This window comes from Ruegeria sp. AJ12, assembly GCF_056536245.1.
Window position 1 is genome coordinate 1,890,470 of record NZ_JBQFJJ010000001.1, and the last position, 18,060, is coordinate 1,908,529.

The window sequence follows — 18,060 nt, forward strand, 5'->3', positions numbered from 1 at the left end:
TAGCGGATTGCGCACGGGAAGCAAACTTTTATGCCCGGCCGCGCAGGATTTGTCCGCTGCCATGCCTTGCTCTGATCCTATGAGCAGAATAGAGCAGGCGGAGATTTTTGGAGTGAGCGATGCCCAGCGATACATCCCAGCCGTCTTTTGTGCTTGTGCGTCCACAGATGGGTGAAAACATTGGCGCTGCCGCGCGGGCAATGTGGAACTTTGGTCTGGATCGGATGCGGATCGTGGCACCCCGGGACGGGTGGCCAAATCCAAAGGCTGTAGCGATGTCCAGCGGTGCAGGGCGGTTGCTGGACGAGGCGCAGTTGTATGACGACCTTGCCGGTTCACTCGCCGACAGCACCTTTGTGTTTGCAACTACGGCGCGCCAACGCGGGCTGACCAAACCGGTCTACAGCCCGGAACGCGCCATGCAGATCGCAGCTGAAAAGGTCGCGGTCGGCGAAAACGTGGCGGTTCTGTTTGGCCCGGAACGTGCCGGGCTGGAGAACGAGGACATTGCCAAGGCAAACGCCATCATCTCGGTGCCTGTGAATCCGGACTATGCCTCGCTGAACCTGGGCCAATGCGTTCTGCTGACGGCTTATGAGTGGATGCGCCAGACCGGTGACGTGGTGCATGAGGCCACCGATCTGGGTAAAGGCGACTGGGCCACGGGTGTGGAAGTCGAAAAGCTGGTTGAGCATTACGAAGACCGGTTGGACGAGGCCGGATTCTTCTATCCCCCCGAAAAGGCCGAAGGCATGAAGGTCAACCTGCGCAATCTGTGGTCCCGAATGCGGATGACCCGGGCCGATGTGCAGATGCTGCACGGGATAATGCGGCAGATGGTCCGCTGGAAGGACAGGGGCTGAGGCTGGACCTCGGCGCACCTTGGCCCTAGCTTGCGACGAAATCCAGGACATGAGGACAGCATGAGCGGTAAGCGCAGCATCTTCGAAGAGGTCTCAGACACCGAAAAGCAACAGGCGGTGCAGCCGGGCATGATCGACAAGGGGCGTGGTGGCGCGCGCGGTGCGATCCGGGTGTGGCTGATGATCCTGTTCGCCCTCGTCGTCGTGATGATTGCGGTCGGCGGTTTGACCCGCCTGACGGATAGCGGCCTGTCGATCACCGAATGGCGGCCGATCACCGGTGCCATCCCCCCTTTGAATGACACCGACTGGCAGTTGGAGTTCGACAAGTACAAGCAGATCGACCAATGGCGTATCCAGAACCAGTGGATGGAACTGGATGATTTCAAAACAATCTACTGGTGGGAATGGGGCCACCGTCAGTTGGGCCGCGTGATCGGACTGGTCTGGGCCATCGGGTTCTTCGGGTTCCTGATTGCGCGGAAAGTCCCGACCGGCTGGACCGCAAAGCTTGTCATCCCCGGCGCGCTGGGCGGTGTTCAGGGGGCTGTCGGTTGGTGGATGGTCGCCTCGGGCGTTACGCAGGGCGAAGGCATGACGGCTGTGGCCAGTTACCGGCTGGCCGTTCACTTGGGGCTGGCCTTTGTGATCCTGGGATTCCTTGCCTGGTACATCTTTGAACTCGGCCGGGAGGAACGCGACCTGATGCAGGCGCGGCGCACGAAAGAGGCCAAGCTGTTTTCGCTCTCGACCGGCCTGATGCATTTTACCTTCTTGCAGATACTCATCGGCGCGCTGGTCGCCGGGATTGATGCCGGACGGTCGTATACCGACTGGCCGCTGATCGGCGGTCAAATCCTGCCGCCCGATGCAGCGATGCTGGAGCCGATGTGGCGGAACTTCTTTGAAAGCCCGGGCCTCGTGCAGTTCATTCACCGCTGTGCCGGGTATCTGCTGTTCATCTTCGCCATCGTCGTTTGGCGCCGCAGCAGCGCCAGCGCGCATCCGCAAACCCGGTTCGCCTTCAACGCGGTGTTCGCCGTACTCTCGCTGCAGGTGGTGGTCGGGATTGTCACCGTTCTCTACGCCGCCCCCTGGCAGATCGCCATTTTCCACCAGTTCCTCGCGGTCGTGGTCTGGACACTGATCCTGCGCGCCCGGTTCCTGACAGCCTATCCCATTGCAACTTCGCTTCGTGGAGCATGACACAGATGACAGCATTTGATGACCTGATGGCCTATCAGCGCGAAACGTCGGCGATTGGGCAGATCGCCGGGCGGCTCGGCTGGGATCAGGAGACGGTGATGCCGCGCGGTGCAGCACCTCAGCGCGCAGAAGAAATGGCCGCCATCGAGGCGGTTCTGCATGCCCGGCGATCTGACCCGCGTGTGGCGGATTGGCTGGATCGGGCCGAGCCGACATGTGATGCGGGCCATGCCCAGATACGCGAAATACGCCGGTCTTACGAGCGCACGGTCAAGGTTCCAGCCGACCTGGCCAAGACCATCGCGCGCGTCACCTCTGCGGCCCAGGGCAAATGGGCACAGGCCCGGGCCGACGAGGATGTGGCCGCCTTTTTGCCGGTGCTGGAAGAGGTTGTCGCGTTGAAGCGCGAAGAGGGGGCTGCTCTGGCTCAGGGCGGCGACATATACGACGCTATGGTCGAGGATTACGAGCCGTACACTACGGGTGCCCAGATTGCTGCGATCTTTGACGCGATGCGCCCGCGACTGGTGGCGTTGCGCGCTGCCGTTCTGGGTCGCCCGGAACCCAAAGCGTTGAACGGCACGTTTGACGAGCAGGCCCAGATGCACCTGTCGCAGAAGCTGGCGGTTGCTTTTGGGTATGACCTGAACCGGGGCCGTGTGGACAAGGCCGTGCACCCGTTCAGTTCGGGCAGCGGGTCGGACGTGCGGATCACCACACGCACCAGCGCCACGGACCCGTTCAACTGTTTCTATTCCACCATTCACGAGGTCGGCCACGCGGCCTATGAGCAGGGCATTGACCCGGCTTATGCCTTGACGCCGCTGGGGCAGGGCGTGTCGATGGGGGTGCACGAAAGCCAAAGCCGCATCTATGAAAATCAGCTTGGCCGTTCGCGCGAATTTACCGGCTGGCTTTTCGCGCAGATGGTGGACGCGTTTGGAGATTTCGGGATCGCCGATGCGGAGAGCTTCTACGCCACGGTGAACCGGGTTCACAACGGCTATATCCGCACCGAGGCCGATGAGGTTCAGTACAACCTGCACATCATGCTGCGGTTTGATCTTGAGCGCGCCCTGATGGCCGGAGACCTCCAGGTGGATGATCTCGAAGCGGCCTGGAATGATCGGTTCAAGGCCGATTTCGGTTACGCGGTCGACGCACCGTCAAACGGCTGTCTGCAGGATGTCCACTGGTCGGTCGGCCTGTTCGGCTATTTCCCCACCTATGCGCTGGGCAATGTCTATGCCGGGTGCCTCTATCGGGCGCTGCGCCCGGCTGTGCCGGATCTGCAGTCGCAGCTGACGCAAGGCGATACGTCCGGCGCGACCCATTGGTTGCGTGAGAACGTGCAGCAATATGGCGGTCTCTTTGCGCCGCGCGAGGTTATCGAACGGGCAAGCGGCTTTTCACCCGGGCCGGAGCCTTTGCTGGACTATCTGGAAGAGAAGTTCGGGGCCTTGTACCGGCTCTAACACTACGCAGACCAACTGACATGGCCGGTATGCTAATCCCTAGCGCTCGGCAGCTAGGTCTTTGTCATGTGAGCGGCAAAGGCCTGTTCGTATTCGGGGTGCCACCGGCTGAGTGCCGGACGGTTCTCAATTACATCGCCGACGGCCCAGGCGATGCGCTTCTCGTCGATATCGCGTGAGACGTCATTGTCGGGGCACAGGATGTAAAAATCGCCCCGATTCATGCTGTCGATGAAGAAGTCTGCCGTTTGCTCAGGGGTCCAGGCCGATGGCGGCTTTTCCGCCGCACCGATCATTCCGGTGTGGACAAATCCCGGCACCAGCAGATGCGCCGTCAAGGTCGCGCCTTCGGTGTTGCGCAGCTCGTGCGACAACGCCTCGGTAAATGTTTTCAGGGCGGATTTTGATACATTGTAGGCCGGATTCCCCGGCGGTGTGGTGATACCCTGCTTTGACCCGGTATTGATGATCGCGCCCGGACGACCGCGTGCGATCATGCCCGGAAGAAATGCCTGGCAGCCGTTGATTGGCCCCCAAAGATTAACACCCAGGGTTTGGTCCCATGCGTCCCGTGGACCTGTGCAGGATGACCGAATGCCGACACCCGCGTTGTTCATCAGAATGTCTGTGCCGCCAAACCGATCGGTCACGTCTTTGGCGAGGGTTTCGACCTGTCCGATGTCGGACACATCCGTTGACGCGACCATGACGTCAGCGGCCCCGGCCTCACGCAAGGTGCTTTCAGCCGCCGCAAGCTTTTCCGCGTCGCGGTCTACGACAACAACGTGCATACCCATTCCCGCAAATCTTCTGGCGGAGGCCAAGCCGATTCCCGAAGCGCCGCCGGTCACGACGGCGACGGAGTCAGATGTGAGGGCGGGATGGGTCATGGCTAATCCTCTTTTCGTTTGGCATCTGGTTCAGGCTGGGCCGCACCGTTCATCCATCGATCAAGTTGCGGTTTCGTTGGCAGCCAGAATGATCTGACCGATACTGTGTGAGGCGCAAGCTAGCTTCGACAAGAGGCTAGTCCAGCGTATACAGCTCCTGGCGTTCGCTGACGCCCCGGAGGCGGTATTGGCCCAGCGACACAAGTTCCGGAAAATCCTCCAGCAAGGGGGCGGCCACCTTGGCGGAGATGACGATGGTCTGATCCACGGCGCTGCTCATACCGAGAATGCGCGCGGTGGTATTCACTGCCGGGCCGACCACTGTGAAATCCAGACGGGATTTGCCGCCAATGTTTCCGTAGAGGACGTCCCCGGCATGCAAGGCCAGCGTAAAGCCGGTGGTTGGCAAGCCTTCTGCCGTGCGGCGCTGGTTCAGGTCATCGAATGCCGTCTGCAGCTCCATGGCGGCTTTTATCGCCACTTTGCCGGTCTCGGGGATCTGGTCCATGTCGAAGATGGCGAGCATTCCGTCGCCCATGAATTTCAGAACATTTCCGCCGTTGCGCTCGACAACGTCCACTGCTTCGGCGAAGCAATCGTTCAGCAGCTCAATGAGTGCATTGCCCGGAAGCGTTTCGGACAGCTTGGTGAATCCCTGCAGATCGAAATACCAGATCACCGCCGAGATCGTTTCCAGCGAACCGCGTGTGATATCGCCGGAAAGAACCCGCTTGCTGGCATCGCGACCCAAATAGGCGGCCGTGATATCCTCGGCCATCAGCCTGTTGGCACCGCATTTAAGCGTCAGACACAGCGGCGGGATCAACTGGCGCAACCCGTCGAGCTGCGCATCGGAAAACCCACCCGGCGCATCGGTTGTGAGCGAGATGATGGCCCCTTCCTCGGCCCGCATCGGGTCGACGGCGGCGGCCTGATCTTCCAGCAGAAAGAACCGCTTGACCGCGTAGTAATCGGTCGCGCCGCGCTCTCGCAGCTCATCGAAAATCGGGAAATCCAGTACGGGATCCTCAACCGTCAATTTCTGTCTGATCTCTTCAACGTTGTTTGACAGCAGATAGTAGATCGGGCTGAGTTTGTATTCTTCGGGCACGTCATTCTCAGCTCGGCGCATGAAATCCTGACGTTCATTCTCGCGATCTCGGAACCATCGGAATGCAACCGTTCCGATTTCCGGGTGATGGGCGCGCAACGTGATGTTTGCGCGCTGCAAGGGAATGCCCGCCGCGACGAGCCGGATGCAGCACTCTTCAAGCCACGTTTCGACGGGGGTGTTTTCAAGACCTTGCTGCACCAGCCAATCGGTCAGGTCCTTGAGCGCCGCGGTCATTTCCCAGTTTTCGATCGTCGGGGCGGCCATATCGTCCTCGTTCAGCGGTCAGTTCGATGGGTCCTATGTGGCACAAGGTGCCTTGGCCTCTTAATCTGTGGCTGACATCCAATTGGGTCAAGTTTTCTGAAAGCTGTTTGGCGACGTGGCGAAACCCGCCATCGTAGCCAGTGTCACAGTGAAGTGTGCCAAGTGTATGGCGCCGTTTCCAGAAGCGGCTGGCACTTCGTTGGTCCCAAGACGGGCACATCTGCGAACACAGGAGGGATCGCGGCCGCTCTTTGACCGGGTCGATCCTTTTGGGTCTGATATGAAGACCCCCGGGACCAAACTCCCGGGGTGCCGTTCAGCGGGTCACTCTTCCGTGTCGTCGTCGCCCTGATCCGCGATCCAGGCGACGCTGACAACTTCCTCGCCTTTGCCGGTGTTGAACACCTTTACCCCGCCAGCGGACCGTGACCGGAACGAGATGCCGTCGACCGGCACCCGGATCGACTGACCCTTGGAGGTCGCCAGCATGATCTGGTCATCAATCTCGACCGGGAACGAGGCCACCAGCTCTCCGCCGCGCATGGCCTTGTCCATTGCGGCAACGCCCATGCCGCCACGGCCGCGCACGGGGTAATCGTGGCTGGAACTCAACTTGCCCGCACCGCCGGCTGTAATGGTCAGGATCAGGTTCTCGGCAGCCGACATCTCGGCATAACGGTCCTGCGGCAGGAGGCTGTCGGCGTTGCCTTCTTCCTCTTCCGCTTCGGCATCGTCGGCGACACCGGCGACGGCGCGGCGCATCTTGAGATACGCGGCGCGTTCATCCGGGTCCGCTTCGAAGTGGCGAATGACGGACATGGAGACAACCCGGTCGCCATTGGTCAGTTTGATACCGCGTACACCTGTCGACTCACGCGAGTTGAACACGCGCAAATCAGTTGTGCGGAACCGGATTGCGCGACCCGAGTCGGTCACCAGCATCACGTCTTCATCTTCGGAGCAGATGCGGGCGTTCACCAGTTCCACGCCTTCCGGCAGTTTCATGGCGATCTTACCGTTGCGCCGGACATTGGTGAAATCCGACAGGCGGTTGCGGCGCACGTCACCCGCGCTGGTTGCGAAGACGATATGGAGGTTTTCCCATTCTTCGTCGGGAACATCCACGGGCATGATCGCCGCGATTGAGACTCCGGTTGGAATTGGCAGGATGTTGACGATCGCCTTGCCCTTGCCGGTGCGGCTGGACTGGGGCAGGCGCCAGGTCTTGAGTTTGTAGACCATACCATCCGTTGTGAAAAACAGCAGCTGCGTATGCGTGTTGGCGACGAAGAGGTTGGTGACGACGTCTTCTTCCTTGGTCTGCATCCCCGACAGGCCCTTGCCGCCACGCTTTTGCGCGCGGAAATCGGCGAGCGGGGTACGCTTGATGTACCCGCCCGAGGTGACGGTGACGACCATGTCTTCGCGTTCGATCAGGTCCTCGTCTTCCATGTCGCCGGACCAGTCGACGATCTCGGTGCGGCGCGGCACTGCGAATTGCTCGCGGACACTGCGCAATTCATCGCCGATGATCGACATGATCCGTTCACGCGAGGACAGAATATCGAGGTATTCCTTGATCTTGGCGGCCAGCTCTTCCAACTCGTCCGTGACTTCCTTGACCCCGATCTGGGTCAGGCGCTGCAAACGCAGGTCGAGAATAGCGCGGGCCTGTACCTCGGTCAGGTTATAGGTGCCGTCGTCATTCATTTTGGACAGAGGATCATCGATCAGGCGCAGATAGCCTTCGATATCGGAGGCAGGCCAGCGGCGCGTCATCAGTTTCTCGCGCGCTTCGGCTGCGTCGGCAGACGAGCGGATGGTGGCAACCACCTCGTCCACGTTCGACACCGCCACGGCCAGACCACACAGGATGTGGCTGCGTTCGCGGGCCTTTCGCAGATCATATGCGGTGCGGCGGGCAACGACATCTTCGCGGAAGTCGATGAAGGAGGTCAGGAAGCGCCGCAGGGTCAACTGCTCGGGCCGACCGCCATTCAAGGCCAGCATGTTGCAGCCAAAGGATGTCTGCATCGGCGAGAAACGAAAGAGCTGGTTCAGCACCACCTCGGGCGTCGCATCGCGCTTTAGCTCGACGACGACGCGAACACCGTTCCGGTCGGACTCGTCCTGAACATGGGACACGCCTTCGATCCGCTTTTCGCGCACGGCTTCGGCGATCTTTTCGATCATCGCGGCTTTGTTCACCTGATAAGGGATCTCATCGACGACAATGGCGTACCGGTCCTTGCGAATTTCCTCGACGCGGGTTTTCGAGCGAATAATCACGCTGCCGCGCCCTTCCAGATAGGCTTTGCGCGCACCGGACCGGCCCAGCATCACGCCGCCGGTCGGGAAGTCGGGGCCGGGGACGTAGTCGATCAGCTGCTCGGACGTCAGGTCCGGGTCGTCGATCAGGGCCAATGTGGCATCGACCACCTCACCCAGATTATGAGGCGGGATGTTGGTTGCCATACCCACAGCGATACCACCGGCCCCGTTGACCAGCATGTTTGGGAAACGGGCGGGCAGAACAGTCGGTTCACGGTCCTTGCCGTCGTAGTTGTCCTGAAAATCGACCGTCTCTTTTTCGATATCGGCCAGAAGGGCGGCAGCGGGCTTGTCCATTCGGACCTCGGTATACCGCATGGCCGCGGGGTTATCGCCGTCCATCGAGCCAAAGTTGCCCTGACCATCCAGCAGCGGCAGCGACATCGAGAAATCCTGCGCCATCCGCACCAGAGCGTCATAGATCGCGCTGTCGCCATGGGGGTGGTATTTACCCATCACATCGCCGACCGGACGGGCCGATTTACGATAGGCCTTGTCGTGCGTGTTGCCGGTTTCGTGCATCGCATAGAGGATGCGCCGGTGCACCGGTTTCAAGCCGTCCCGCAGATCGGGGATCGCACGGGACACGATGACCGACATGGCATAGTCCAGATAGGACGTGCGCATCTCGGATTCGATGGAGACCGTCGGACCGTCATAAACGGGGCGCTCCGGCGGGATTTCGTCCATGTTTTCAGGGATTTCTGGCGTATCGCTCACGTAAACTGCCTGTTCTTTGTGCAGGGTCTATATCTTGTATATGCACCTTATCAGACCCGGTACATAAGGTGCAAGCAAGCAACCTGTTTAAGCGCCAGAAACGCTGGTAACATCCGAGTAACATATTGTTATCTAAGTATTAGGTGGTTTTCGTGTTACGCTAAAGAGACCTTGAATGAAATTGGAGGTCTGCATGGAGCAAAGCGAAACGGAATTGATGCTCAAAGGGTATGGGCTGACAACGGCGGAGTTTTTCTACCACATGCCCGACTATATCCACGTCCTGAACACGTTTGTCTGGCAGGATTACGATCTGGCGCCTGATCACCCGAAACTGTTCGATTTTATAGAATTCTGGCAGCGCGAGATTGAGGGCCCGCTCCACTCGGTCCGCTATACGCACCGCAAGATGATCGGCCCCGGGGAATGGCGCAACCTTGTGGGTGAGTTCCGGGTGAACTGAACTTTACCCAGAGCAGCTGGCCCCGCCCAAAACGCAGAACTTCGCGCAATGGGGATGGTTCAGGTGCACGTCGGCCTCAGCCTCGGCCAGGGTCGAGCCCATCTCGAATTCCGGGGAATAGGGCAACAAGGTGCAGGCCAGCACCGCAAGACGGTCCGCCCCCTTGCGCTTCACGACCATGCGCGATGTGGCGCACATCACGGATTTCGGGGATTTGTTCAGGATACCCCAGCAGGCGGTGGTGATCTCGGGCACGTCGACGGATTCGTCCATTTCCGGGAACAGCACGGTTTCGCCGGGGTTTTGCGCATCGATATCAAAACCATGCTCGGCAAAGAAAGCGGCATAGCCGGCCCGGCTTTCGGCCTCGGAATCCCCCCACACAGAACGCCCGGCAATTGCCATTTTGAACCCGTTGTCGCGGAGCCACTCCATACCTGTCAGGGTTCTGGCGAAGCTGCCGGCGCCGCGTTCCTTGTCATGCAGGTCAGGCAGAAAGTGATCGACCGAAACCCTCAGCGTCAGCTTGGCCCCATAGTCACGGTTCAGCGCCAATAGCCCGTCGCGCATTTTGTGGCGCATCATCGGCTGCATCGCGTTTGTCAGGATTAGAACCTCGTACCCGCGCGACAGGGCGGCGCGGGCCATCTCGATCATTTCGGGATTCATGAACGGCTCGCCCCCGGTGAACCCGATCTCATGGACCGGCCAGCCGCGCGTTTCGATCTGATCCAGATAATCGATCACCTCGGCAGCCGTAATGTACACCAACGCGTCATTTTTTGGGCTGCTGAGGATATAGCAGTTCTCACACTCGATATTGCACAAGGTTCCGGTATTGAACCACAGCGTTTCGGGATTGTTCAGCGAGACCGAAGCCCGAGGCTGCCCGTCCGCCGTCACCAGTTTGTTCTGAAATTTGCCGGCATTGGCTGTTTGTAGGGCGTTGTCTTTCATAGCCATATCCGGTTCTTGGTCGTCATCAAACTGACTTAGCCTTTTGTCATGCCGGAGTTAAGTATGACGCGACCGTCCTGACAGAGTTTTGATGAGGAAGAAAACCGCCAATATGATTGCGCTAACATTGGACATGAAATCTGTAGCGGGTTAAGGACGTCCCATGGTGTCTCGCGTCATACCAGTTGACCCGTTTGATCTGGTCATATTCGGCGGAACCGGTGATCTGGCGCAGCGCAAGATCCTGCCGGCGCTGTTCAGACGGTTTTGCGCCGGACAATGGCCCGATGCGGTGCAGATCATAGGCGCGGCCCGTCGCGACCATGATCAGGATACGTTTCGGAAAATCGTCGCCGACTCGCTGCGTGCACACGCACCACGGCAGTGCCAGGACACAAAGGCGCTGGATCGTTTCCTGCACAGGGTGGACTACGTGGCGCTGGATGCGCAGTCTGCTGACGGGTGGGGGAGGCTTGCAGGCAAACTGAACGCGGATCGCATCCGGGCCTTTTACTTCTCGGTTGGCCCGCGATTGTTCGGCCCTTTGGCGGAGCAAATACAGGCCCATGACCTGACAACAGAGCGCAGCCGGATCGTTGTCGAGAAACCCTTTGGTCATGACCTGGACAGCGCCCGTGCGCTGAACGCCACATTGGCCGCACACTTTGCGGAAGGTCAAATCTACAGGATCGATCACTATCTGGGCAAGGAAACGGTTCAGAATCTGATGGCGGTTCGGTTTGGCAACATGCTGTTCGAGCCGTTGTGGAACAGCCAGTATGTGGACCATATCCAGATCACGGTGGCGGAAACCGTCGGCATTGACGGGCGCGAAGAGTATTACGAGCGCGCAGGCGCCATGCGCGACATGATGCAAAACCATCTGATGCAGCTCTTGTGCCTGATTGCGATGGAGCCGCCCGCAAAGTTCGCTGCCGATGCGGTGCGGGACGAAAAGCTCAAAGTGATCCGGGCGCTGGATCCGGTTGAGCCGCATCACATCGTGCGCGGACAGTTTTCTGCAGGCCCGGACGGTCCGGGTTATCGGGAAACTGTGAATAACCCGCGCTCCACCACCGAAAGCTACGTGGCTTTGCGGGCCCATATCAGCAACTGGCGATGGGCCGGTACGCCGTTCTATATGCGCACGGGCAAACGTCTGGTGGCGCGGTCCTCGGTGATCAATGTGCAGTTCAAGGACGCGCCGCATTCCATCTTTGGCGAAGCGGCGGGGCGTCATGCCAATGCCTTGTCGATTCGTTTGCAGCCGAACGAAGGCATCACGCTGAAGGTGACCATCAAGGAACCGGGACCAGGCGGGATGCGACTGGTGGATGTGCCGCTGGACATGAGCTTTGCCGAGGCGCTGGGGCCTGAAAACCAGGACCCGCCGGACGCCTATGAGCGGTTGGTGATGGACGTCATACGCGGCAACCAGACGCTGTTTATGCGCGGGGATGAGGTCGAGGCGGCGTGGGCCTGGACCGATCCGATCATTGCCGGATGGCAGGCGCGCGGCGATGTGCCAAAACCCTATGACAGCGGCAGCACCGGTCCGGGCGACGCCGAGCTGCTGATTCAAAGAGATGGTCGCCAGTGGCAAGGGATCAAGCCATGAACATTCAGGAATACGCCGACCGGGACATGCTGGCCATCGACGTTGCAAACGCGCTGGCCGGTGATCTTGAATCGGCTTTGCTTCACCATGAACTGGTGTCGCTTGCGGTGCCGGGCGGTACAACACCGGGGCCGGTTTTCGACGGATTGTGCGCCGCCGATCTGGACTGGGATCGGGTGCGCATTCTGCCCACGGATGAACGCTGTGTGCCCGGCCACCACGACCGCTCGAACGAGCGCTTGATCCGGGAACGGTTGCTGACCGGCCGTGCCGCAGTGGCACAGTATCTTCCGCTCTATGCGGCTGGCAAAGACCCAGAAGATATCCTGCCCGAAATCGAAAGCCTTATCACGCCGGTCCTACCCCTGTCCGTTCTTGTTCTGGGCATGGGCGAGGACATGCACACGGCCTCTCTGTTTCCCGGAATGGATGGTTTGATGGCCGCTCTGGACAGCCATGCGCCCGTTCTTGCCGTGGCCCGCACCGATGTGCAGCCCGAGCCACGCATCACGCTGACAGCCCCGGTTCTGGACGGCGCGCTGTCCAAACATCTGATCATCTTCGGCGCATCCAAACGCGAGGCGCTGGACAAGTCCATGTCCCTGCCACCGGAAGAGGCGCCCATCGCAGCGGTTCTCAGCGGCATGACAGTTCATTGGGCGGAGTAGGCAGATGCAACTGGAATCGCTTAAATCTCTGGCCGCTGCCACGCAGGGCCGCCGCATTCCGGAGCTGTTTGAGGCCGACCCGGATCGGGCGCAGCGCTTTTCGGCTTCGACCGGCGATCTATTGTTCGACTATTCCAAAACCGGGATCGATTCCGATATCCGCGCCGGGTTGATCGGGCTCTGTCAGGCGGCTGACCTGGCGGCGCGGCGCGATGCGATGTTTTCCGGTGCCAAGATCAACGAAACCGAAGGGCGGGCGGTCTTGCACACGGCCCTGCGCAATCTGGATGGCGGTCCCGTCGATGTTGATGGGCAGGACGTCATGCCGGGCGTTCTGGATACGGTGCAGCGGATGCGCGTCTTCGCCGAAGAGGTGCGCGGGGGAACTGTCGCCGGGGCAGGGGGCAGTTTCACGGACGTGGTGAATATCGGCATCGGCGGGTCCGATCTGGGCCCGGTTATGGCCACACATGCACTGGCCCCGTATCACGACGGACCCCGACTGCACTATGTTTCGAATGTTGATGGTGCGCATATCGCGGATACGCTGCGCCAGCTCGATCCAACACGAACGCTTGTCATCGTTGCCTCAAAGACATTCACCACCATCGAAACCATGACCAACGCCCGGACCGCCCGGGCCTGGATGACGGATGGGGGCGGGGACGCGGCCCGCCAGTTCGCCGCGGTCTCGAGCGCACTGGACAAGACCCAGGCCTTCGGCATTCCCGAGGATCGCGTGTTTGGGTTTGCCGATTGGGTCGGCGGGCGTTACTCGGTCTGGGGCCCTGTTGGCCTGCCCGTGATGATTGCCGTCGGGTCCAACGCATTCGATGCGTTCCTGCGCGGCGGTCAGGCGATGGATCTGCATTTCCGGTCAGCCGATTGGCAGGAGAACATTCCGGTCATGCTGGCGCTGGTTGGCGTCTGGCATCGTCAGGTGCTGGGATACGGCAGCCGCGCGGTGCTGCCTTACGATCAGCGTTTGTTGCGACTGCCCGCGTATTTCCAACAGCTTGAGATGGAATCGAACGGCAAGTCGGTGGCGATGGACGGCAGTACGCTCACCGTTCCGTCCGGCCCGGTTGTCTGGGGCGAGCCCGGCACAAATGGCCAGCACGCCTTTTATCAGCTGATCCATCAGGGCACCGATGTCATTCCCTGCGAATTCATGGTCGCCGCTGAAGGTCATGAGCCGGGACTGGCGCATCATCACCGTTTGCTGCTGGCCAATTGCCTGGCGCAGTCCGAAGCCCTGATGCGGGGCCGGTCGCTGGACGAGGCCCGCGAGCGAATGGCCGAGAAAGGCCTTGTAGGCGATGAGTTGGACCGGCAGGCCCGGCATCGCGTATTTCCGGGGAACCGGCCCTCGACCACACTGATCTACCCGAAGCTCACGCCTTTTGTTCTGGGCCAGATTATCGCCCTGTATGAGCACCGGGTCTTTGTCGAAGGGGTCTTGCTGGGTATCAACTCATTCGACCAATGGGGTGTTGAACTGGGCAAGGAACTGGCCACGTCTTTGGGTCCAATTGTCGACGGCGACGAAAGTGCCAGCGACAAGGACGGATCGACTGCCGCGCTGGTCGCATACGCGCTACGCCATCGGGATTAGGCGCATTTCGGGCAGCCTGCCGTAAGGGCAGGCTGCATTCTTTTATTGTCAGACAATTAAATGATTGGCAGGGTTCCTTCTGAGAAAACGTCTGGATCGGCGGGTGGCGCATCGGTGCTGCGCGTTGGCGAAAAGGCGCAAGAAGGCGCGAACACGAAAAAACCGCGTCGAAAACGGGAGGATGTCCATGCTGGGACAGATGATGACGCAGCCTTTGCTGATTTCGTCGCTGATAGATCATGCCGCGCGCTATCACGGCCAAACTGAAATAACCTCGGTTGAAACCGATGGAACAGTGACACGAACCAACTGGTCCGACGTTGCCAGACACGCGCGACAACTGGCCTCGGCGCTGACAAAGCTGGGATTGCAGGCGCAGGATCGGGTGGGGACGCTGGCCTGGAACAACCGGCGGCATCTTGAAATCTACTACGCCGTCTCAGGCGCAGGATTTGTCTGCCACACGGTCAACCCGCGTTTGTTCCCGGAACAGCTGACTTACATAATCAACCACGCCAAGGATCGGGTGCTGTTTTTCGACGCAACGTTCGTTCCGCTTGTCGCGTCGTTGCACGAAAGCCTGTCCGAAGTCCGTCATTTCGTGCTGATGGGGCCGAGAAATGAGGACGCGGCATCGCAAATCCCCGGCCTGCAATTCTATGATGACCTGATCGAGACCGGCGATTCGGATTTTGAATGGCCGAGCTTTGACGAAAACACTGCTTCGAGCCTTTGCTACACCTCAGGAACCACGGGCAACCCAAAGGGTGTTCTGTATTCGCACAGGTCGACTGTTCTGCATAGTTTTGGATCGAACACGCGGGACGTTATTGGGTATTCGGCCATGGACGCGGTGATGCCGGTTGTGCCGATGTTCCATGTGAACGCGTGGGGGTCGCCATATGCCTGCGCGATGTCGGGTTCGCGCATGGTGCTGCCGGGGCCTGATTTGCATGGTGAGGCACTGGTCGACCTGATCGACACCTACGGCGTCACGCTGGCGATGGGCGTACCCACGATCTGGCAAGGGTTGCTGGCGCATGCGGCCAAGTCCGGCAGCAGACTGGCCAGCCTGGAACGCACGGTGATCGGCGGCGCAGCTTGCCCGCCGTCGATGATCGAGACCTTCCGCGAAACCTATGGCGTCGACACCGTTCACGCGTGGGGCATGAGCGAGATGAGCCCGCTGGGCACAACCAACTACCCGCTGGCCAAGCATCGCGACCTGCCAATGGAAGACCAGCACAAGCTGCGTGAAAGCCAGGGTCGACCGCCCTATGGTGTTGAGTTGAAGATCGTGGACGACGACGGAAACGATCTGCCGCATGACGGTGAAACACAGGGTGACCTGCTGGTGCGCGGACACTGGGTGTTGGACAGTTACTACCAGCTTCAGGACCAGGGTTTGCTGCAGGATGGCTGGTTCGCCACGGGCGACGTCGCGACGCTGGATCCGGACGGCTACATGACCATCCGCGACCGTTCAAAAGACATCATCAAATCCGGGGGGGAGTGGATCAGCTCTGTCGAACTCGAAAACATCGCAGTTGCGCATCCCAAACTGGCCACGGCCGCCGTCGTGGGGGTGCCGCATCCGAAATGGGATGAACGCCCGCTGCTGGTGGCGGTCAAAGCGGATGGAGAAACGCCAACCGAACAGGAGTTGCTGACCTTCTTCGACGGCAAAATCGCAAAATGGCAGGTGCCGGACAAAGTGGTCTTTGTCGATGCGCTGCCGCTGAACGCCACCGGAAAAGTTCTGAAACGCAAACTGCGCGCCGAGTTCGAAAGCGCCCTGACCGGGTGAGGTGTTTTGGGGTTTGGAGAAATGGCTCCGGCGGTAGGGATCGAACCTACGACCAATTGATTAACAGTCAACTGCTCTACCGCTGAGCTACGCCGGAACGGTTCGCGCCGTATAGCAATCAGAATTATCCGCGTCCAGAGGCCGTCGTTTGATTTTTGGACAAAATTCGCCCCGAGCCGAATAGCGGAAGCTCAGCCAGAGATTCGGCTGGCTAAAGCCATTCTAGGGCCGCTAGAAAAGACACAGTCCTTTAAGACCAAGGATTGGACTGTGTTAGGTCGCTATCTGAGGTGGTAGACAAATTTCACGACTATGCCGTGGAGACCAGTCTTGAAGACCATACCCGTAGACAGACCAACCCTTACGATGCCACAGGACGCGCAAGACCTGGTTCGCGAGACATACGAAAAGGCGTCCGTCATTCTGGAATATGGCTCTGGCGGGTCGACCGTACTGGCCGCTGAAATGGAATCCAAAACCGTTTTCAGTGTTGAAAGCGACCGGAGATGGGCGCGTATGATGCAGCGTTGGTTCAATCAAAACCCGCCCGCGGCAAATACACAGGTAAGTGTCCGATGGGTCAATATTGGCGCAACAAAGAAGTGGGGATTTCCGGTTGACGGCGAAAATTGGGCGCGGTTTCCCCGGTATCCATTGTCTATTTGGCAAAGCGATGATTTTCGGCACCCGGATGTGGTTCTGGTTGACGGGCGGTTTCGCGTCGGATGCGCCTTGGCAACCGCATTTAACATCTCGCGCCCTGTCACCCTGCTATTCGACGATTATGCAAATCGACGCCGTATGCATGCGGTTGAAGAGTTTTTGGAAACACCGGAACTCGTTGGTCGCATGGCAATATTCCATGTTGAACCCTTGAAAGTCGATGCTGCTCGGTTGATCCGGATTTTCCGTCTTATGACAAATCCCTGACGGCCTTCACAAATGGCGGTCCGCTAAAATCACAAAGAAAAGGGTTGGGTCGAGATTTTGGCTCCGGCGGTAGGGATCGAACCTACGACCAATTGATTAACAGTCAACTGCTCTACCGCTGAGCTACGCCGGAACTGAGGGCGCATATAACAACCCGGATTTTCGGCGTCCAGAGGGGAACGTCGTCGAAGCGCAATTTTCTTATCTGAGCTAGGGAGTTCTGTGAAAGCTGGCGGTCTCGGACAAAGGGCCTTCGGTCGCAACCAAAGAATTCCCTGTCAGATCAATCAGATGCGCAAAGACATTCCGTTCAGCGGCCGGCAACAGGACGGCGGGGGCGTCCGTGTAAATACGTTCCGCCAGTTGCCGGGCTGTCGCCGGCCCGTCCGCGAGCGCGTCCAGGATTTGCGCTTCTCGCCCCAGCCGGTGTTGGATCAGCCAATCCAACCGCCCATTCGGATCTGTGATCGGCGCGCCATGTCCGGCGTGAAAGACGGACCAGTTCCGGGCCTGCAGTTTGCGGCAGGCGGCCATGAAATCCGTCAAATCCCCGTCAGGCGGGGACACCAAAGAGCTGGCCCATCCCATGACATGATCGGCGGTGAAACAGACATCACCCCAAGCCAATGCGATATGATTGCCCAGATGTCCCGGCGTGTGGATCACTTCAAGCCGCCAGCCTTCACCCTCGATCAACTCCCCGTCCTGAACTTCGACATCCGGACGGAATGCGGTGTCGATCCCTTCCCCGCCGCCTGCAAGACCTTGCTGGGCCAGTTGGGCCATTACGACGCTGCGCCCCGCTTGGGGCCCACCAAAGGCCAGAACCGGCGCTCCGGTTCGGGCGGACAACGGCGCGGCCAACGGGGAGTGATCCAGGTGGCTGTGGGTAACAATGATGTGGCTGATCTTCTGTCCAGGGCGCAGCGCGGTCAGGATCGCCTGCAGATGGTCGTCACTCAGGGGGCCGGGATCGATGACTGCAAGGTCCCGGTCTCCCAACAGATACGTGTTGGTGCCGCGATAGGTCATCGGTGACGGATTGGGTGCCAGAATCCGACGCAACCCCGGTTGCAATTCCATCGCGACGCCGGGGGATGGCGCAAAATCGTCAGGTGCCTGCATTCTGTGCTCTTCCT

14 protein-coding genes and 2 tRNA genes are annotated in these 18,060 nt (G+C 59.7%); 9 read left to right on the top strand and 7 right to left on the bottom strand.

Features of this window, described 5'->3' with window-relative positions; genetic code table 11:
* The first annotated feature begins 119 nt into the window (after window positions 1-119).
* Genes ACR3E0_RS09590 through ACR3E0_RS09600 form a run of 3 tightly spaced genes read left to right on the top strand, consistent with a single transcriptional unit; the run spans window position 120 to window position 3,544 of the window.
* Window positions 120-863, top strand: a complete 744-nt coding sequence (locus tag ACR3E0_RS09590; RefSeq protein ID WP_480478441.1) for an RNA methyltransferase — start codon at window positions 120-122, stop codon at window positions 861-863.
* Between the two features lie 60 nt (window positions 864-923).
* Window positions 924-2,069: a heme A synthase gene (gene ctaA / locus ACR3E0_RS09595; RefSeq protein ID WP_480478443.1), complete on the top strand. Its 1,146-nt coding sequence runs from the start codon at window positions 924-926 to the stop codon at window positions 2,067-2,069.
* 5 nt (window positions 2,070-2,074) lie between these two features.
* The gene (locus tag ACR3E0_RS09600; protein WP_480481003.1) at window positions 2,075-3,544 is read left to right on the top strand and encodes a carboxypeptidase M32; all 1,470 of its coding nucleotides are present in this window, start codon (window positions 2,075-2,077) and stop codon (window positions 3,542-3,544) included.
* 53 nt (window positions 3,545-3,597) lie between these two features.
* On the opposite strand, the gene ACR3E0_RS09605 is transcribed toward ACR3E0_RS09600, so the two are convergent.
* The 3 genes from ACR3E0_RS09605 to gyrA form a co-directional block, all read right to left on the bottom strand.
* Complete coding sequence (locus ACR3E0_RS09605) at window positions 3,598-4,434, bottom strand: SDR family NAD(P)-dependent oxidoreductase (RefSeq protein ID WP_480478445.1); 837 nt, start codon at window positions 4,432-4,434, stop codon at window positions 3,598-3,600.
* A 136-nt stretch (window positions 4,435-4,570) separates the two neighbouring features.
* On the bottom strand, window positions 4,571-5,812 hold the full coding sequence (locus ACR3E0_RS09610; protein ID WP_480478447.1) for an adenylate/guanylate cyclase domain-containing protein: 1,242 nt from the start codon (window positions 5,810-5,812) through the stop codon (window positions 4,571-4,573).
* Between the two features lie 324 nt (window positions 5,813-6,136).
* Complete coding sequence (gene gyrA, locus ACR3E0_RS09615) at window positions 6,137-8,833, bottom strand: DNA gyrase subunit A (protein ID WP_480481005.1); 2,697 nt, start codon at window positions 8,831-8,833, stop codon at window positions 6,137-6,139.
* Window positions 8,834-9,056: 223 nt separating this feature from the next.
* Here gyrA and ACR3E0_RS09620 point away from each other — a divergent pair, with 223 nt between their 5' ends.
* Window positions 9,057-9,326, top strand: a complete 270-nt coding sequence (locus ACR3E0_RS09620; RefSeq protein WP_480481006.1) for an usg protein — start codon at window positions 9,057-9,059, stop codon at window positions 9,324-9,326.
* Between the two features lie 3 nt (window positions 9,327-9,329).
* On the opposite strand, the gene ACR3E0_RS09625 is transcribed toward ACR3E0_RS09620, so the two are convergent.
* Complete coding sequence (locus ACR3E0_RS09625) at window positions 9,330-10,283, bottom strand: radical SAM protein (RefSeq protein ID WP_480478449.1); 954 nt, start codon at window positions 10,281-10,283, stop codon at window positions 9,330-9,332.
* Between the two features lie 163 nt (window positions 10,284-10,446).
* Here ACR3E0_RS09625 and zwf point away from each other — a divergent pair, with 163 nt between their 5' ends.
* From zwf to ACR3E0_RS09645, 4 genes are all read left to right on the top strand, one after another.
* Complete coding sequence (gene zwf, locus ACR3E0_RS09630) at window positions 10,447-11,901, top strand: glucose-6-phosphate dehydrogenase (protein ID WP_480478451.1); 1,455 nt, start codon at window positions 10,447-10,449, stop codon at window positions 11,899-11,901.
* Window positions 11,898-12,569: a 6-phosphogluconolactonase gene (gene pgl, locus ACR3E0_RS09635; RefSeq protein WP_480478453.1), complete on the top strand. Its 672-nt coding sequence runs from the start codon at window positions 11,898-11,900 to the stop codon at window positions 12,567-12,569. Before zwf ends, pgl begins: the two co-directional genes overlap by 4 nt.
* A gap of 4 nt (window positions 12,570-12,573) precedes the next feature.
* Window positions 12,574-14,184: a glucose-6-phosphate isomerase gene (gene pgi, locus ACR3E0_RS09640; RefSeq protein WP_480478455.1), complete on the top strand. Its 1,611-nt coding sequence runs from the start codon at window positions 12,574-12,576 to the stop codon at window positions 14,182-14,184.
* Window positions 14,185-14,371: 187 nt separating this feature from the next.
* A complete protein-coding gene (locus tag ACR3E0_RS09645; RefSeq protein WP_480478457.1) occupies window positions 14,372-15,991 on the top strand; it encodes a long-chain-fatty-acid--CoA ligase in 1,620 nt (539 codons plus the stop codon).
* Between the two features lie 22 nt (window positions 15,992-16,013).
* On the opposite strand, the gene ACR3E0_RS09650 is transcribed toward ACR3E0_RS09645, so the two are convergent.
* Window positions 16,014-16,088: transfer RNA gene (locus tag ACR3E0_RS09650), tRNA-Asn, on the bottom strand.
* A gap of 269 nt (window positions 16,089-16,357) precedes the next feature.
* Here ACR3E0_RS09650 and ACR3E0_RS09655 point away from each other — a divergent pair.
* Complete coding sequence (locus tag ACR3E0_RS09655) at window positions 16,358-16,921, top strand: hypothetical protein (protein ID WP_480478459.1); 564 nt, start codon at window positions 16,358-16,360, stop codon at window positions 16,919-16,921.
* Window positions 16,922-16,979: 58 nt separating this feature from the next.
* Here ACR3E0_RS09655 and ACR3E0_RS09660 read toward each other — a convergent pair.
* Window positions 16,980-17,054, bottom strand: a tRNA-Asn gene (locus ACR3E0_RS09660).
* 77 nt (window positions 17,055-17,131) lie between these two features.
* Window positions 17,132-18,046, bottom strand: a complete 915-nt coding sequence (locus tag ACR3E0_RS09665) for an MBL fold metallo-hydrolase (protein WP_480478461.1) — start codon at window positions 18,044-18,046, stop codon at window positions 17,132-17,134.
* Window positions 18,047-18,060 lie beyond the last annotated feature (14 nt).

Bases quoted from the DNA above. Each gene is read 5' to 3' on its own strand.
- ACR3E0_RS09590 (WP_480478441.1), top strand. From the start codon at position 120: ATGCCCAGCGATACATCCCAGCCGTCTTTTGTGCTTGTGCGTCCACAG.
- ctaA (WP_480478443.1), top strand. From the start codon at position 924: ATGAGCGGTAAGCGCAGCATCTTCGAAGAGGTCTCAGACACCGAAAAG.
- ACR3E0_RS09600 (WP_480481003.1), top strand. From the start codon at position 2,075: ATGACAGCATTTGATGACCTGATGGCCTATCAGCGCGAAACGTCGGCG.
- ACR3E0_RS09605 (WP_480478445.1), bottom strand. From the start codon at position 4,434: ATGACCCATCCCGCCCTCACATCTGACTCCGTCGCCGTCGTGACCGGC.
- ACR3E0_RS09610 (WP_480478447.1), bottom strand. From the start codon at position 5,812: ATGGCCGCCCCGACGATCGAAAACTGGGAAATGACCGCGGCGCTCAAG.
- gyrA (WP_480481005.1), bottom strand. From the start codon at position 8,833: ATGGACGAAATCCCGCCGGAGCGCCCCGTTTATGACGGTCCGACGGTC.
- ACR3E0_RS09620 (WP_480481006.1), top strand. From the start codon at position 9,057: ATGGAGCAAAGCGAAACGGAATTGATGCTCAAAGGGTATGGGCTGACA.
- ACR3E0_RS09625 (WP_480478449.1), bottom strand. From the start codon at position 10,283: ATGAAAGACAACGCCCTACAAACAGCCAATGCCGGCAAATTTCAGAAC.
- zwf (WP_480478451.1), top strand. From the start codon at position 10,447: ATGGTGTCTCGCGTCATACCAGTTGACCCGTTTGATCTGGTCATATTC.
- pgl (WP_480478453.1), top strand. From the start codon at position 11,898: ATGAACATTCAGGAATACGCCGACCGGGACATGCTGGCCATCGACGTT.
- pgi (WP_480478455.1), top strand. From the start codon at position 12,574: ATGCAACTGGAATCGCTTAAATCTCTGGCCGCTGCCACGCAGGGCCGC.
- ACR3E0_RS09645 (WP_480478457.1), top strand. From the start codon at position 14,372: ATGCTGGGACAGATGATGACGCAGCCTTTGCTGATTTCGTCGCTGATA.
- ACR3E0_RS09655 (WP_480478459.1), top strand. From the start codon at position 16,358: ATGCCACAGGACGCGCAAGACCTGGTTCGCGAGACATACGAAAAGGCG.
- ACR3E0_RS09665 (WP_480478461.1), bottom strand. From the start codon at position 18,046: ATGCAGGCACCTGACGATTTTGCGCCATCCCCCGGCGTCGCGATGGAA.